18 protein-coding genes are annotated in these 15,289 nt (G+C 65.8%); 5 read left to right on the plus strand and 13 right to left on the minus strand.

The window, feature by feature from the left end; genetic code table 11:
• Positions 1 to 386 precede the first annotated feature (386 nt).
• Positions 387 to 2,150, minus strand: coding sequence for a phosphoenolpyruvate--protein phosphotransferase (gene ptsP / locus AACH00_RS04490; RefSeq protein ID WP_341397863.1), 1,764 nt, complete (start codon positions 2,148 to 2,150; stop codon positions 387 to 389).
• 129 nt (positions 2,151 to 2,279) lie between these two features.
• Here ptsP and AACH00_RS04495 point away from each other — a divergent pair, with 129 nt between their 5' ends.
• A complete protein-coding gene (locus tag AACH00_RS04495) occupies positions 2,280 to 3,131 on the plus strand; it encodes a GNAT family N-acetyltransferase (protein WP_341397865.1) in 852 nt (283 codons plus the stop codon).
• 26 nt (positions 3,132 to 3,157) lie between these two features.
• On the opposite strand, the gene AACH00_RS04500 is transcribed toward AACH00_RS04495, so the two are convergent.
• From AACH00_RS04500 to AACH00_RS04510, 3 genes are all read right to left on the minus strand, one after another.
• Positions 3,158 to 3,427, minus strand: coding sequence for an HPr family phosphocarrier protein (locus AACH00_RS04500; protein ID WP_341397867.1), 270 nt, complete (start codon positions 3,425 to 3,427; stop codon positions 3,158 to 3,160).
• Complete coding sequence (locus tag AACH00_RS04505) at positions 3,396 to 3,845, minus strand: PTS sugar transporter subunit IIA (protein WP_341397869.1); 450 nt, start codon at positions 3,843 to 3,845, stop codon at positions 3,396 to 3,398. The genes AACH00_RS04500 and AACH00_RS04505 overlap by 32 nt, the downstream gene beginning before the upstream one ends.
• An 86-nt stretch (positions 3,846 to 3,931) precedes the next feature.
• Positions 3,932 to 4,351 carry a hypothetical protein gene (locus tag AACH00_RS04510; protein WP_341397871.1) on the minus strand — a complete coding sequence of 140 codons (420 nt, stop codon included), beginning with the start codon at positions 4,349 to 4,351 and terminating at the stop codon, positions 3,932 to 3,934.
• Between the two features lie 329 nt (positions 4,352 to 4,680).
• On the opposite strand from AACH00_RS04510, the gene AACH00_RS04515 reads away from it, so the two are divergent.
• Complete coding sequence (locus AACH00_RS04515) at positions 4,681 to 5,796, plus strand: ATP-binding protein (protein WP_341397873.1); 1,116 nt, start codon at positions 4,681 to 4,683, stop codon at positions 5,794 to 5,796.
• 52 nt (positions 5,797 to 5,848) lie between these two features.
• Here AACH00_RS04515 and AACH00_RS04520 read toward each other — a convergent pair whose 3' ends face one another.
• Positions 5,849 to 6,532 carry a DUF4197 domain-containing protein gene (locus AACH00_RS04520; RefSeq protein ID WP_341397875.1) on the minus strand — a complete coding sequence of 228 codons (684 nt, stop codon included), beginning with the start codon at positions 6,530 to 6,532 and terminating at the stop codon, positions 5,849 to 5,851.
• Positions 6,533 to 6,545: 13 nt separating this feature from the next.
• Between AACH00_RS04520 and AACH00_RS04525 the strand changes: the two genes are divergently transcribed.
• A complete protein-coding gene (locus tag AACH00_RS04525) occupies positions 6,546 to 7,055 on the plus strand; it encodes a TlpA family protein disulfide reductase (protein WP_341397877.1) in 510 nt (169 codons plus the stop codon).
• A 23-nt stretch (positions 7,056 to 7,078) separates the two neighbouring features.
• On the opposite strand, the gene lipA is transcribed toward AACH00_RS04525, so the two are convergent.
• From lipA to AACH00_RS04565, 8 genes are read right to left on the minus strand one after another with little or no spacing between them, the layout of a single operon-like run.
• Positions 7,079 to 8,062: a lipoyl synthase gene (lipA, locus tag AACH00_RS04530; RefSeq protein ID WP_341397879.1), complete on the minus strand. Its 984-nt coding sequence runs from the start codon at positions 8,060 to 8,062 to the stop codon at positions 7,079 to 7,081.
• Positions 8,063 to 8,090: 28 nt separating this feature from the next.
• Complete coding sequence (gene lipB / locus AACH00_RS04535) at positions 8,091 to 8,774, minus strand: lipoyl(octanoyl) transferase LipB (protein ID WP_341397881.1); 684 nt, start codon at positions 8,772 to 8,774, stop codon at positions 8,091 to 8,093.
• Between the two features lie 11 nt (positions 8,775 to 8,785).
• Positions 8,786 to 9,061 carry a DUF493 family protein gene (locus tag AACH00_RS04540; RefSeq protein ID WP_341397883.1) on the minus strand — a complete coding sequence of 92 codons (276 nt, stop codon included), beginning with the start codon at positions 9,059 to 9,061 and terminating at the stop codon, positions 8,786 to 8,788.
• 51 nt (positions 9,062 to 9,112) lie between these two features.
• Positions 9,113 to 10,273 (minus strand): D-alanyl-D-alanine carboxypeptidase family protein, encoded by a 1,161-nt coding sequence (locus tag AACH00_RS04545; protein ID WP_341397885.1) that lies wholly within the window; start codon positions 10,271 to 10,273, stop codon positions 9,113 to 9,115.
• Between the two features lie 14 nt (positions 10,274 to 10,287).
• Positions 10,288 to 10,905, minus strand: coding sequence for an alpha/beta hydrolase (locus AACH00_RS04550; protein ID WP_341397887.1), 618 nt, complete (start codon positions 10,903 to 10,905; stop codon positions 10,288 to 10,290).
• Between the two features lie 22 nt (positions 10,906 to 10,927).
• Positions 10,928 to 11,254 (minus strand): (2Fe-2S) ferredoxin domain-containing protein, encoded by a 327-nt coding sequence (locus AACH00_RS04555; RefSeq protein WP_341397889.1) that lies wholly within the window; start codon positions 11,252 to 11,254, stop codon positions 10,928 to 10,930.
• A 43-nt stretch (positions 11,255 to 11,297) separates the two neighbouring features.
• Complete coding sequence (locus AACH00_RS04560; protein ID WP_341397891.1) at positions 11,298 to 12,428, minus strand: VanZ family protein; 1,131 nt, start codon at positions 12,426 to 12,428, stop codon at positions 11,298 to 11,300.
• A gap of 11 nt (positions 12,429 to 12,439) precedes the next feature.
• Positions 12,440 to 12,880, minus strand: coding sequence for a CopD family protein (locus tag AACH00_RS04565; RefSeq protein WP_341397893.1), 441 nt, complete (start codon positions 12,878 to 12,880; stop codon positions 12,440 to 12,442).
• 266 nt (positions 12,881 to 13,146) lie between these two features.
• Here AACH00_RS04565 and hemB point away from each other — a divergent pair, with 266 nt between their 5' ends.
• Positions 13,147 to 14,148 carry a porphobilinogen synthase gene (hemB, locus tag AACH00_RS04570; protein ID WP_341397895.1) on the plus strand — a complete coding sequence of 334 codons (1,002 nt, stop codon included), beginning with the start codon at positions 13,147 to 13,149 and terminating at the stop codon, positions 14,146 to 14,148.
• A 25-nt stretch (positions 14,149 to 14,173) separates the two neighbouring features.
• Positions 14,174 to 15,283, plus strand: a complete 1,110-nt coding sequence (locus AACH00_RS04575) for a magnesium transporter CorA family protein (protein WP_341397897.1) — start codon at positions 14,174 to 14,176, stop codon at positions 15,281 to 15,283.
• Positions 15,284 to 15,289 lie beyond the last annotated feature (6 nt).

Consider the following 15,289-nt stretch of genomic DNA (forward strand, 5'->3'; position numbering starts at 1 on the left):
AAAGAATTGAAGTGAACTTCACTTCCATGAGCATTTAAAGTCTTGCGACTCTGACATCTTGCGATGCCTGTCACTCGCCTTCAAACGCCCACGCTTATCGGCTGTTACTTGTTAAAGAGCTTTGACTTTCGTCGTTTGCTGCAAGCATTTATTTGCAGCGAAGAGGCGAGATTTTGACTGTTTTCTTAAACCGTGTCAAGCACTCAGCTTCTTTATTTTTCACAGCTACTTTCGTTTGCTGCGACAGGCTTGGTTTTTGGTTTTGCCACTTGCGGCTATCACCTCGACTTCGCCTGCCGCGCTGAAGACTTGGTTGTCATCAGCGCAGCCCACGACTATAGCGCGCTTTCAGCCCAGTGCGCAACTTTCTTGTGAAAGTTTTTCAATCAGCGCTGCCGCATCAGGGCTGCGCAGGCATCTTGGGGCGCGTCCGCCTCCAGCACGGTGGGCAGGTAAGAGCTCAGCGCGCGTGCATCGCAGCGCAATACACGCTGCTTGATCGAGCTGACCTGCGCGGGATGCATCGACAGGCTGCGCAGGCCCATGGCAAGCAGCAGCTCAGTGAACGCGGGGTCGCCGGCCATTTCACCGCAGACACACACACCCTTGCCCAATGCGTTGGCCTGGCTGATCGTCTGGGCGATCAAGTGCAGCACAGCCGGGTGCCACGGGTCATACAGATGAGACACGGCCTCATCGGCACGGTCGATCGCGAGCGTGTACTGGATCAGGTCATTCGTGCCGATGCTCACGAAGTCGAAATAGCGCAGGAGCGACGGCAACATCAGGGCGGCGGCCGGCACTTCGATCATGGCGCCCAACTCAACATCGGTGAATGGCACGCCACGCGCACGCAACTCCGCCTGGGCCCGATCAAGCGCCTGCCGGACCCGATGGACCTCCGACAGATGCGCCACCATCGGAATCAGGATGCGCACCTTGCCGAAAGCACTGGCCCGCAGGATGGCCCGCAATTGCTGGCCAAACATCTCAGGTTCAGACAAGCTCCAGCGGATCGCACGCAGGCCCAGCGCCGGGTTGAGCGTGTGTTCGTGCCGAAGCTCGTGCGCCGACATGCGCTCCAGAGGCTTGTCCGCACCAATGTCCACCGTCCGGATCGTGACCGGCAGCCCCTTCAAGGCTTCGACCACCTCCCGGTAGGCAATGAACTGCTCATCCTCGTCAGGGAGGTTGCCGCCGCGATTCATGAAGAGGAACTCGCTGCGGAACAGGCCCACCCCGACTGCACCTGCGTCGATGACAGCGCCGGCATCGCGGGGCATCTCGATATTGGCAAGCAACTCCACCGACTGGCCGTCGAGCGTCACGCTCGGCGTGTGCCGCAGGCGGTTGAGCCTGGCGCGCTCGACCTCGGACTGCCGCTGCCGGAATCGGTATTCCTCAAGAATGATCGGCGAAGGGTTGACGATCAACACCCCCGCGTCGCCGTCGATGACCAGCCAGTCGTCCTGACGAACGATGCGGCTGGCCTCACGCGCACCGACAACCGCAGGAATATCCATGCTGCGGGCCACGATGGCGGTGTGAGACGTGCGCCCACCCACATCCGTCACAAAACCGGTGAAGACGCTGCGCTTGAATTGCAGCATGTCGGCCGGCGCAATGTCGTTGGCCACCAGGATGAGCGGGTCTTCGCCAGCAAAGTCACGCGGCACGCCGTGCACACCGGACGAAGCCAGTGGGTCTGCCACCCGTGCCAGGGCCTTGAGGATGCGCTCGGCGACCTGTTCCAGGTCGGCCTTGCGCTCACGGAGGTAATCGTCCTCCATCTCGTCGAATTGCCGGGCCAGCACTTCCAGCTGGGCCGACATCGCCCACTCCGCGTTGTAGTGCCGCTCGATGATCCACTGCTTGGTGGCCTCGGCCAGCATCTCGTCGTGCAGCATCATCAGGTGCACGTCCAGCAGCGCCGCCAATTCGGCATGGCTCTCTTCAGAGACTTCGGCCTTCAGCGTGGTCAGCTCCGCAGCCACTTCGTCACGGGCGTCACGCAGCCGCAGCACCTCGGACTCGACCTCGGAGGCGTCGACGAAATAGTGGGCCACGTCGACCCGACTCGACGCCACGAGCACGGCGCGCCCGATGGCGACACCGCGAGACACCGGCAGACCAAAAACCTGAATGCTCATGCAAGGAATGTAGCAGCCCGTCGCGCGCGCCAGACCGGTGGAAACGCGCCATCACAAAAGGGTCACGCAGGCGTCACAGGCCAGTCACCGGCGTAGCCAACCATGGCGTCATTCCGAACAGGAGGTCGCATGAAAGAGCTACCCAATCCCACCCTGCCGCTGATCGGCATGCTGGATTTCCGCGCAGCCCGCCCCGCACTGGCGCCTCAGGCGGCGCCGGTGGCGCAGGCCGCAGCGGCCAACACCGACGGGTTCGAAATCGTCTGGGCGCGTCACCTGGATGAAGTGCGCCAGGCGCAGCGCCTGCGCTACCAGGTCTTCGCAGAGGAAATGGGCGCCAGCCTGCCCAGCCTGCCGGGTGCGCCTGCCGGGCATGACGTGGACGTGTTCGACAACTTCTGCGAGCACCTGCTGGTGCGCACCCTGGCCACCGATGATGCGCCAGCTGCCGTGATCGGCACCTACCGCGTCCTGACGCCAGGCGCCGCACGCCGGGCAGGTGGTTATTACAGCGACACCGAGTTCGACCTGACCCGCCTGCGCCCGCTGCGGGAGAGCATGGCTGAGCTGGGCCGCTCATGCGTGCATCCGGATCACCGCTCAGGCGGAGTGATCCTGTCGCTGTGGGGCGCCCTGGCCGGCTTCATGGCCGCCAACGGCCTGAACAACATGATTGGTTGCGCCAGCGTGAGCATGCGCGACGGTGGCCACGTGGCCGCCAGCCTGTGGGAGCAGCTCCGGCACAGCCACATGGCCAGCCCCGAGCACCATGTGCGCCCGCGCCTGCCGCTGCCGGTGGAAGAGCTCAACCACGGTCTGCAGGTCGAAGCGCCCCCGTTGATCAAGGGCTACCTGCGCTGCGGCGCCAAGGTGCTTGGCGCGCCAGCCTGGGATCCTGATTTCAATACGGCCGACCTGCCGATGCTGATGCGTCTGGCCGATCTGCCCGCCCGCTATCGCCGGCACTTCCTCGGGCACTGATCAGCGCCCGGGGTTCGGCGAGGGGTTCACTGCCCTTCGCCGAACTTGTCGTTGACGAGTGCGGTGATCTGGGCCTGGGCCTCACCCTCATCGGGGCCGTCGGTCTCCAGTTCGACCTCGGCGCCCAGGCCAGCCGCCAGCATCATGACGCCCATGATGCTCTTGGCATTCACCCGGCGCCCGTTGCGGCTCATAAAGACCTCGCACTTGAAACTGCCGGCCAGCTTGGTCAGCTTGGCTGATGCACGGGCATGCAGCCCAAGCTTATTGCTGATGGTGAGCGTGGTCTTGATCATGGGCAGAAGAAGAAAGCTTTTGATTTTGTGGCCGCTGGGCGGCCCCTTGCATCACCCCCTGTGACCCACCAGCCACCGCACGGGCAACCAGGGACTCCAGGGGTTCATGAACATAGGCGAGCGCTCGCCAGAGCATCGGCACATTGACGCCCGCCACCAGGCGAACGTCCTGGCCGTCCACCAGCCGTTGCGCCACATTGCAGGGCGTCGCACCGAACACATCACACAGCACCAGTGCTTGCGGGTCCTTGACCGTCGCCAGCAGCGCGCGCCCCTGGCGCTCGATCTCTTCCGGCGCGGCATCTGCCGGCACATCCAGCGCGGCCACACGGCCGATGGCGTCAGGGAAGACATGCGCAGCCACGTCGCGCAGCGCGGAGGCCAGCGGGGCGTGGGCAATGATGAGCAAACCAGGCATGAACTACGGGGAGCAGACTGCAAACGCTCCAAACCAGCGGAGAGCCATTATCAGGCCGCGTGCGCTGGAGCGGGCGAGCAGGCCCTTCACGGTTGAAAACGCAACGCTTCCTCGAAAGGCGCCCAAGCGCTGACGGTGTTCTCACCCTCCGGACCAAGCACCATGGCCTGCACCACCCAGGTGCCGCGGGCGGCCAGCCGGAGCAGGACCTGCTTGCGCTGCCCATCGGGCCACGGTCCTGTCCAGGTCCAGCGCCCGGCCCCGGGCTGGGGTGTCATGCCCGGCCATGCCGGCGCTTTCGTGTCGGCAACCGGCTCACCGCGCAACTTGCCCAGGGCACTGTCGCGCAGATCATGAAGAGCGGCGTCCACCTTGGCGGGGTCCTTCATGTCAGCGGCACTCACGGCAAACAAGGTGCCGTTCACCTCGCAGACATGGAGCTCCATCGCCACCGTGGCACCCGCCACCTGCAGCGATCGCTCATGGTGATCAGGGCGGCACGGCATGCCAAATCGCAAGCCCGGGCCCGCCAAGGTCAGCTCCCGCCAGTTCAGGCTCGGCGCGCACGCGGCCAGGCAGGAGACAAGCAGGGAACAAGACCAGAGGGTCAGCAGATGTCGGCGCATGGCTCATTATCAGGGCCTCGTTCAGGGGATTCACGCGCGGTTGGTTCACGACGAACATAGCTCCCTTTTTGCTCGGCCGCCATGCAGCAAATGCTGCACGCTGCGCCGGCTTTTTGCCGCCCTCAACCGTTTGTGACAACATCAATGTGTCGCGAGCGGGACAACCGCCGCGCATTGTCATGAACGCCCCCGACCGGTTTACCTCGCCCATGCAGTCACCCTCCTCCGCCCCGTCCACCGCCAACGACGACCATTGGCGCGAGTTGATCAGCCAGATCGGCAGTGACGTCGGCATTGCGCTGTCGAGCGCCATGGAGCGCGTCACGGTGCTGGCCACCACGGGCAAGATCGACCGCGTCGGCCTGCGCGCACTGCGCGACGAAATCGAGCACGCCCGCCGTGTCGGCATGATCGGCCAGCAGCTGGCGCGCTTCGCCTCGGGCCGCATCCGCCAGTCGCCGGAGCAGGTCAATCTCACGCAGATGACGCGCGATGTGCTGGTGCAGCGCGGGCGCGAGGCCACGGCCAAGGGCCTGGAATTGCGCCAATCCATGCGCCCGGCCGACGTGATCGTCGATGCAACGCTGCTGCATGCGCTGCTGCAAGCCGTGGTGGACTGGGTGCTGGAACATGCCCGCGGCACCATCGAGTTCCGCCTGGACATTCGCCCCTGGCCGCCGCATGCGCGGCTGACCTGCCAGTTCGGCCATCAACCAGCCGATGCGGCCATTCCGGATGTGGTGGCGGCCAGCGACAAGGTGCCGTCGCTGGATTCGATGTCCTGGCGGCTGGTGCAGCAGATTGCCTGGACGCTGCAGCTGGTGATCGAGCGGCAGGACAGCGCCAACGCCAGCACGCTGTCGCTGGAGTTCCCGCGCACGGTCAGCGAACAGATTGAAGGCGTCACTGCCGTTGAAATCGACCAGGGGTTCGGCGTGTCCGACAACTCCAAGCCGTTGGCGGGCAGCCATGTGCTGGTGGTGGCTTCGCGCCGCGACACCCGCAACGAGATCCGCGAAGCGACCCGCCACATGGGTTTGCTGGTCGACTTCGTGAGCTCGGTGGAAGAAGCCGAGGAGTTCTGCCGCGACGCCCTGCCGCACGCCATCGTGTACGAATCAGGCCTGAGCGGCGACCGTTTCGAGAAGCTGCGCACGGGCATCCGCGCTGAAATGCCGACCTTCGTGTTCATCGAGATCACGGAAGAGGGCAAGCAGTTCGAGCTGTCGGATGAGGGCGAGCAACGTCAGGCCGTGGTGGGCCGCGAGGCCGTGATGGTCTCGCTGCCCTCGGCGCTGATCTTCGAGCTGTCGCGCACCCTGTAACGGACGACGGTGCCACGGGCCGCATCACGCGGCCCGTCCCGCCCTGCCGCGGTCAGCGGCCAAACACCTTCTTGAGGATGTCGCTGCCGGTGCCCACCGGGTCCTGGCGGATCTTCTTCTCTTCCTCGCCAATCATCAGGTAGAGCCCGTCCAGCGCCTTGCGGGTGACGTACGCCTGGATGTTGCTGTCTTCCTGCTTGACCAGCCCCATGCCGGCGGCCTTGCCAGCCAGGGCGTTGTACTTGTCGGCCAGTGACACCTGCTCCGTTGCCCGGGTGACGATGGGCAGGAACTTGGTGCCCAGCGGCGCGCGGGTCTTGCCGGCGAAGAAGTCGGTGACCGAGGTCTCGCCACCCTGCACCACCTTCACGGCGTCCTGCACCGACATGCCCTTCACGGCGGCCACCAGCAGAGAACGCGCCTCCGGCACGGCCGCCTCGGCGGCACGGTTCATGGCCGTCACCAGTTCGTCGACCTTCTTTTGCTGCCCGGTGAACTTGGCCAGCTTGGCGGCTTCATTCAAGAAACCGGGCAAGGGGATGCGAACTTTCGGGTTCCCGAGGAATCCATCGCTCTGGCCAAGCAAACTCACGGCCGCCTCAGCGCCGCGCTCGAGCGCCGTCTTCACGCCCAGCGAGGCGTCGGACTGGCTGAGCAAGCCGGCCTGGGCCTGCGAATGCCAAGCCCCGAGCACCAGCATGCCCGGCACCATCGTCGTAAACTGTCTTCGCAACATTTCTGAATCCTCCATGCAACGTCGCCGCCATCTTGCTCTGAGCGCCAGCCTGCTGGCAACCGCCACCTTGGGGCCGCTGCTGCTCTCAGGCTGCGCCAAGCGCGAAAGCGCGCCGGATGTCGCCTGGACGTTGCTCGACGGCAGCAAGGGGCAGATGTCTGCGCAGCGCGGCAAGGTGATGCTGGTGAACTTCTGGGCCACCAGCTGCACGACCTGCGTGCACGAGATGCCGCAGATCATGGCCACGCACGAGAAGTTCAAGGCACAAGGGTTTGACACGCTGGCCGTGGCGATGAGCTACGACCCGCCGGCCTATGTCGACAATTTCGCCAAGTCGCGCCAACTGCCTTTTGGTGTGGCGATCGACAACACCGGCGTCATCGCCAAGGCTTTTGGCGACATCCGCCTGACGCCGACCACCTTCCTGGTGGACAAGCGCGGCAAGGTCGTCAAGAAGTTCGTTGGTGAGCCCGACTTCGCCGATCTGCACAAGCTGATCGGCGAGTTGCTCGCAGAGGCCTGACTCCCGTCAGGCCCTGCGGCCAGTCAGACCAGACCGGCGCCGGCGGCCTGCTTGTCGGCGTGATAGCTGGAGCGCACCATGGCGCCGACAGCCGCGTGGGTGAAGCCCATCTCGTAGGCCTTTTCCTCGAACATCTTGAAGGTGTCCGGGTGCACATAACGGCGCACCGGCAGGTGGTGGCCCGACGGCGCCAGATACTGGCCGATCGTCAGCATGTCGATGTTGTGGGCGCGCATGTCGCGCATCACCTCGAGGATTTCCTCATCGGTCTCACCCAGGCCCACCATGATGCCGCTCTTGGTCGGCACGCCCGGCACTTCTTCCTTGAAGCGCTTGAGCAGGGTCAGGCTGAACTGGTAGTCAGAGCCCGGACGCGCTTCCTTGTACAGGCGCGGCGCGGTTTCGAGGTTGTGGTTCATCACGTCCGGCGGCGCGGTCTTGAGGATTTCCAGCGCACGGTCCATGCGGCCGCGGAAGTCCGGCACCAGCACTTCGATGCGGGTCTCGGGTGACAACTCACGCACCTGGCGGATGCATTCCACGAAATGCCCGGCGCCACCGTCACGCAGGTCGTCTCGGTCGACGCTGGTGATGACCACGTAGCTCAGCTTGAGCGCCGCGATGGTCTTGGCCAGGTTGGCGGGCTCGTCCACATCCAGCGGGTCAGGCCGGCCGTGGCCCACATCGCAGAACGGGCAACGGCGGGTGCACTTGTCACCCATGATCATGAACGTGGCTGTGCCCTTGCCGAAGCACTCGCCGATGTTCGGGCAAGAGGCTTCCTCGCACACCGTGTGCAACTTGTGCTCGCGCAGGATGTTCTTGATTTCGTAGAAGCGGGTGCTTGGCGAGCCGGCCTTGACGCGGATCCAGTCGGGCTTCTTCAGCGTCTCGGCAGGCACCACCTTGATGGGGATGCGGGCCGTCTTGGCCTGGGCCTTCTGCTTGGCAGTGGCGTCGTAGTCTTCAGCAGACTTGGCTTCGTGGGTGATGTTCTGGGTGGCCATGGCAATGCAGCAGCAGAAGAAAAGGCGGTCAGGGCGCCAGATGGCGGGCGAGGCGCTGGGTCAGCACCTCGGCCACGGCAGCAGCCGACACGCGGACGCCCAGTGTAGCGAGGTCGACTGTCTGCAGCCCCGCGTAGCCGCAAGGGTTGATGCGGCTGAAGGGCTCCAGATCCATGTCGACGTTCAGTGAAACGCCGTGATAGGTGCGATGCTGGCTGACCTTGATGCCCAGCGCGGCCACCTTGCCGAGACCGGCAAACGGGTCCAGGCGCGGGCCGGCCGGCAAGCCGGCATTGAGCGGATCAGCCAGGTTGACGTAGATGCCCGGTGCGCCCTCGACCCGGAAGCCGACCACGCCGAAGTGCTCCAGCGTCTGGATGACGGCCGCCTCGATGCGGAACACGTATTCCTTGACGTAGATGCCCAGGCGGCGCAGGTCGATCAGCGGGTAGATCACCACCTGACCCGGTCCGTGGAAGGTGACTTGCCCGCCCCGGTTGCTCTGCACCACCGGGATGTCGCCGGCGCCCAGCACATGCTCGGGCTTGCCGGCCACGCCCTGGGTGAACACGGGCGGGTGCTCGACCCGCCAGAGCTCGTCGGGCGTTTCGGGCCCGCGGGATTCTGTGAACGCCCGCATGGCGTCGAAGGTCTGCGCATAGGGCACGCTGCCCCAATCGCGCAGCAGCAGGCCGGGGTGAGCGGGCGCCATGCCGGGAATCGTCAGAGGACGATCTTGACCATCGGGTGCGTGGTCAGCGTGCGGTAGAGCTCGTCGAGTTGCTCGCGGCTGGTGGCGGTCACCGTGATCGTCACGCCCAGGTAGTTGCCGGCCTTGCTCGGGCGTGTTTCCACCGTCGCGGGGTCGAAGCCGGGGTCGAAATTCAGCGCCACGGCGACCACGGCGTCAACAAAACCGTCGACATGGGCGCCCATCACCTTGATGGGAAAGGCGCTGGGGTACTCGATCAGCGACTGCTCGGGAGGAATGTAGGACATGGCTGAACTGTGGGGTCAGGGTGAAAACAATTCAAGGGTGCGCCCGGGCGCTCACTTGATCCACAGGCGCAGGGCGTCCCAGGCGCGGCCCAGCAGACCGGCCTGCGGCACGTCGTCCATCGCCACCAGCGGCACCGACGCCACCGGCGTGCCGGCGGCCGTCGTCACCTTCAGAGTGCCCACGCGCTGGCCCTTGGTCAGCGGCGCCACCAGCGGGTCGTTGCGCTCCACGGCGGTGCGGATGCGATCGCCCTCGCCCTTGGGCACGGCCACGTACAGCGCACCGGAGCCGCCCAGACGCGCCTCGTTGCTCTTGCCCTTCCAGACCGGCGCCACCGTCACCGGCTTGTCGGCCTCGAACAGGCGCACCGCATCAAAGGCGGTGTAGCCCCAGTTCAGCAGCTTCTGGCTTTCGTTGGCGCGGCCCTGCATCGACTCAGCGCCCATCACCACCGACAGCAGGCGGCGCTTGCCGTTCGGGAAGTCACGCTGGGCGGACGAGATCAGGCAATAGCCCGCCGCGTCGGTGTAGCCGGTCTTCATGCCGTCCACCGTCGGATCGCGGCGCAGCAGCAGGTTGCGGTTGTCCTGCCGGATATTGTTGAAGCTGTATTCCTTGATCGCGTAGTAGGCGTAACGATCGGGGAAGTCGCGGATGATGCGCTGGGCGATCTCGGCCAGTTCGCGCGCAGTGCTGCGGTGGCCGGCTTCGGTCAGGCCGGTCACGTTCTTGAAACTGGTGTTCTTCAGGCCCCAGGCCTGGGCCTGGCGGTTCATCTGCGCAACGAACGCGTCCACCGAGCCGGCAGCGCCTTCCGCCAGCGCCACCGCGGCGTCATTGCCGGACTGCACGATCATGCCCTTCAGCAGCTCGTCCACCGTCGGCGTCATCTTCGGGTCGATGAACATCAGCGAGCCGCCACCCTTGCGCTCCGACCAGGCCCGCTCGGACACCGGCAGCCGCTGCTCCAGGGCCAGCTTCTTGTCACGCAGCGCGCTGAACACCACGTAGGCGGTCATCAGCTTGGTCAGCGATGCGGGCTCGGCCGGCGCGTCGGCATTGCGCTCGGCCAGCACCTGGTTGGCGGTCAGATCGACCAGCAGATAGCCGCGGGCGACGATGTCCGGCGCTTGAGGCGCCTGCGCCAGGGCCGGCAGGGACGCGCTGAGCGACAGCGCTGCAGCCACGAGAACAAAAGGAATGCGGTTCATGAATAGCCTGTGAATCAACGGTGCCATGCGTCAGTGACGATGGACTTGAGCAGCGCGAGCTGCCCATGGAAAAAGTGGCCGACGCCCGGCACCACCAGCACGGGCAGCACCTGGGGCCGGGCCCAGTCGAGGGCGGCGCTCAAGGGCACCACCTCGTCGGCCTCGCCGTGGATGACCAGCGTGTTGGCTGGCACGGCGGCGACCTGGAAATTGACGGCAGCCGGGCCCACCAGCACCAGCCGCTCGGCGGGATGATCGGCCGGCAGGCGCGCGGCGGCCTGCGACGTGACATAGGCGCCAAACGAAAAGCCGGCCAGCGCCAGCGGCAGGTTGGCATCGCGGTGCGCGGCGATCACGGCGAGCGCATCGTCCACCTCGCCGCGGCCTTCGTCCCATTGCCCCTCAGACCCACCCACGCCCCGAAAATTGAAGCGCACGGCCCGGTAGCCCAGTTGCACGAAAGCGCGAGCCAAGGTTTGCGCCACCTTGTTGTCCATCGTGCCGCCATGCAGCGGATGCGGGTGGCACACCACCACCACGCCGCGCGGGGCTGCGCCCTGCGGCTCGTCAATGGCAACGGCCAAGGCGCCTGCAGGCCCGTTCAGCGTCAGGCGCTGGGTATTTGCATTCATGTAGAAAACTCAGTGGCCCGGGTCAGCGGCCAACCTCAGGCGCCAGCATCAGGCGTTCAACGGGCTTGCCGTTCTTCAGGTGCGATTCGACGATCTCGTCGATGTCGTGCTGATCGACGAAGGTGTACCAGACGCCTTCCGGATAGACCACCGCCACTGGCGCGCCGGCACAGCGGTCCAGGCAGCCTGCCTTGTTCACCCGCACACCGCCCACACCGGCCAGACCGGCTTCGCGCACGATCTGCTTGCAGTGATCAAAACCGGCCTGTGCGCCTTGCTGCGCACAGCAGGCCTGGCCGTTGTCGCGCTGGTTCAGGCAGAAGAAGACGTGGTGCTTGTAATAGCTCATGGCCGGATTGTAGGCAGTGGGCCGTGGCGCAGCCCCGATCCGGTCAATCCCAGCGCGACGCGATGCGCCCGAACAGCGACACCAGCGCCAGGTACGGCCACAGCCAGCCCACCCACTGCGCCAGCCCGTGGAAGCGGATGAACCGCCCCTGCTCCCAGGCCTGCAGCGTCAACGCGAAGAAGGGGTCGGCCGGCGCCTGGGCCACCAGCATCACCTGCGCACACACCACCGCGATGCCCAGTGCTGCCACCAGCCGGAAACCGGCACCCATGCACATCAGCGCCAGCACCAGGCCCACCGCCAGGCCCGGCAGCAAGACCGGGCTCATCCAAGACAAGGCATGCGCCGGCCCGAAGCTCAGCGTGGCCGACAAGGTGCTGGCCGCCAGCCCCAGCACCGCGGCCGAGAGGGCCAAGGCCACGCGGCGCCAGCCCGGCAAGGTCACGGAAAAGGCCAGCAGACACGGGCCGAGAAAACCCAGCGTGATGCCCAGGCCTTCCAGCATGGCCGGGTAGCGGTCGCCCGACACGGGCACGTCGTTGAGCAGCTCCAGCAGGTCCTGGGCGCGCGGCACATCCAGCAGCAACTCGTTCAGGCCGGCCAGCACGCGCTCCCAACCGAGGCCGAGGCCGAAAGTGAACGGTGTCGGGAACAGCAAGCCAAACGGCCACACGGCCATCAGCACCAGCGTATTGGCACTGCGCCGCACAAACCAGCGGTCACGCACCCGCTGCCAGAGCGCGAGCACCGACATGCGATGCGCCGCCACCGCCAGCAAAGCCCCCAGCACGCCACCCGCCGCATTGAGCATCAGGTCGAGCTGCGACGGCACGCGCACCGGCAGGAACTGCTGGGTGACTTCCATCGTGTACGACACCAGCGCTGGCAGCGTCACCGCCAGCCACCAGGCCGGCCACGAGCGCACCTGGCTGCGCACGCACGCCAGGAACAGCAGCGCGCCCATCGGCATGTAGCCGATCAGGTTCGACCAGACATCAAACCGCAGGCGGCGCTCGGGCATGGGCAGCGCCAGCAGTTCCGTGAGGCTCGCGCCCGCCGGCCACCGCCAGTCGGTGAACGGATACAGGCTGGCATACATCACCAGCCCGATGAACAGCGCCGCCAGCGGCACGGCCGAGCTGAGATGCCGGGTGCCCGCGCTGGAAGCACTCATCGGCAACAGGATCAGAAGGGCTTGACGACCACGAGGATGACCACCGCGGCAAACAGCAGCACCGAGACCTCGTTGAACACGCGGTACCAGCGGTCGCTGCGGCGGTTCGCCATCTGCTCGAAGTCACGCATCAGGCGACGGCAGTAGTGGTGATAGCCAATCGTGGCCACCACCAGCGTCAGCTTGGCATGCATCCAGCCGCTGCCCGGGCCGCGGCCCACGCCGTAGCCCAGCCACATCACGGCGCCCAGCACCAGGGCAATCACCATCAGGATGCCGGAGAAGCGGTACAGCTTGCGCGCCATCAGCAGCAGGCGTTCGCGCTCGGCATGGCTGTCACCGGGCACCATGGCCAGGTTGACGAACAGACGGGGGAGATAAAAGAGACCGGCAAACCAGCTCGCCACGAAGACGATGTGCAGGGCCTTGATCCAGAGGTACGGGGTGCTCATGCGGCGATTATCGCGGCGCAAAAACGAAGCCCGGAAAAGAAAGAGCCCCGGCACGAGGCCGAGGCTGAAAAGCCTTTGACGCTGTCATCACGTAAAGGCACCTGCTCAGGGAGGAAAAGCAGGGAGATTCACCCTTTCGGGTGTCCCTCAGCCCCAAATGTATCACCGCGTCGCATACCGGTACCATAGCCACCATGTAAATGCCCCGCGGGAACCATCGAAAAAGTGACAAATTCGATACATCTCGCGACACCCCAGGACACCCCGTGACACACGCCCGATTCCCCGCTGCCCGCCCTCGTCGCCTGCGTCGCGACGCCTTCAGCCGCGCCATGGTGCGCGAGCACACCCTGACACCGGCCGACCTGATCCTGCCGGTGTTCGTGCTGGACGGTGAGAACCAGGTGCAGGACGTGGCCAGCATGCCCGGCGTGCAGCGCCTGAGCATCGACCGCCTGTTTCCGCTCGCCGAAGAATGCGTGCGGCTGGGCGTGCCGGTGATGGCCCTGTTCCCGGTGATCGACAGCGCCCTGAAAGACCCCACAGGCAGCGAGGCCACCAACCCGAACGGCCTGGTGCCCCGCGCCGTGCGGGCGCTGAAGGCGCGCTTCCCGGAGCTGGGCATCCTGACTGACGTGGCCCTCGACCCCTTCACCAGCCACGGCCAGGACGGCCTGCTGGATGAAAACGGCTACATCCTGAACGACGAGACGGTGGCGGTGCTGCGCCAGCAGGCGCTGACCCAGGCGGCGGCCGGCGTCGACATCGTGGCCCCGAGCGACATGATGGACGGCCGCATCGGCGCCATCCGCGATGCGCTGGAAGCCAACGGCCACATCCACACGCGGATCATGGCCTACAGCGCCAAGTACGCCAGCGCCTTCTACGGCCCGTTCCGCGACGCCGTGGGCTCAGCCGGCAACCTTGGCAAGAGCGACAAGAAGACCTACCAGATGGACCCGGCCAACAGCAACGAGGCAATGCGTGAAGTGGCCCTCGACATCGCCGAAGGCGCCGACATGGTGATGGTCAAGCCCGGCCTGCCCTACCTCGACATCGTCAAGCTCGTGAAAGACGAGTTCCGCATGCCGACCTTCGCCTACCAGGTGAGCGGTGAGTACGCGATGATCAAGGCCGCCGCCCAGAACGGCTGGCTCGACCACGACAAGGTGATGATGGAAGCGCTGCTGGCCTTCAAGCGCGCAGGCGCCGATGGCGTGCTGACCTATTTCGCGCTCGACGCCGCACGCCTGCTGCGTGAAGGCTGAGCCCTTGCCTGCCGACAACGGGGCCATGCGCATCTTCCACATCCACGCCGACCGCTTCGAAGCGCTCGACCGCCTGCCCGACACCCTGCCCGAACAGGGCTTCCTGTGGGTGGGCAGCGGCCGCCGGGAGTTCGAGGTGCACCGCGCCGATCTGCAAGCCGGTCTGCAGCGCTGGACCGGCACGCCGGGCCTGGTCGACCTGCATGTCAGCGACCTGCTGAACCCACAGTTGCCTTCGCACTTCGAGGACACCTCCTGGTACGACCTGCTGGTGTTCCGCCGGCTGGCCGCGGGCGCCGGCAGCCAGACCCTGTTCGTCGGTGAGGAAAACGGCACGGCCAGCACGGCCCGTCAGGCGCTGGCTGCCATCGACACCAGCCCCGTGGGCTTCGCCGTGTTCGACCGGGTGCTGGTGACGGTGCATCCGGCCGACTGCCTGGTGCGCGACTATTTCGCCCACCGGCTGACGCAGCACTCGATGGAGTCCGATCCGCGCGGCACCACCCGGCTGCCCGCCAGCCCGGCTGATCTGATGCTGCGGATGGTCAACCACATGGTCGACAGCTATCTGGAGCTGCGCCGGCTGCTGACCCGCCAGCTGACCACGCTGCAAGGCGAGCTGCTGGGCAACAACAGCCGCTTCCATGATTGGCAGGTGCTGCTGCAATCACGCGAAACGCTGCACATGCTGGAAGACACCTGCGAGGACCAGCGCAGCGCGGTGCAGGAATGGATCGACGCACTCGATGAATGGCCGGCAGAAACCGACCTGCTCGCGCAGCGTGAACGCGAGCTGCTGCGGGTGCGCTCACGCGATGTGCTGGAGCACATCGAGCGGGTGCTGAGCCATGTGCGCCGGCTGGAGCAGAGCGCCGAAGCGGCCGTGCAGATGCACTTCTCGGCGCTGGGCCACCGCACCAACGACATCATGCGCACGCTGACGGTGCTGACCGCCATCTTCCTGCCGCTGAACCTCATCACCGGCATCTTCGGGATGAACTTCGACTGGATTCCGCTGCTGCATCAGCGCGACGGTTTCTGGTTCGCGGTGGGCCTGATGGTCTGCATCGCCCTCGGGCTGGGCGGGTTCTTCTGGCGCAAGCGCTACCTGGGCACGCACCAGCGGCCGCGCTGAAGCCGG

The organism is Ideonella margarita (assembly GCF_038066635.1).
In the GTDB taxonomy this organism is placed as follows: Bacteria; Pseudomonadota; Gammaproteobacteria; order Burkholderiales; family Burkholderiaceae_C; genus Ideonella; species Ideonella margarita.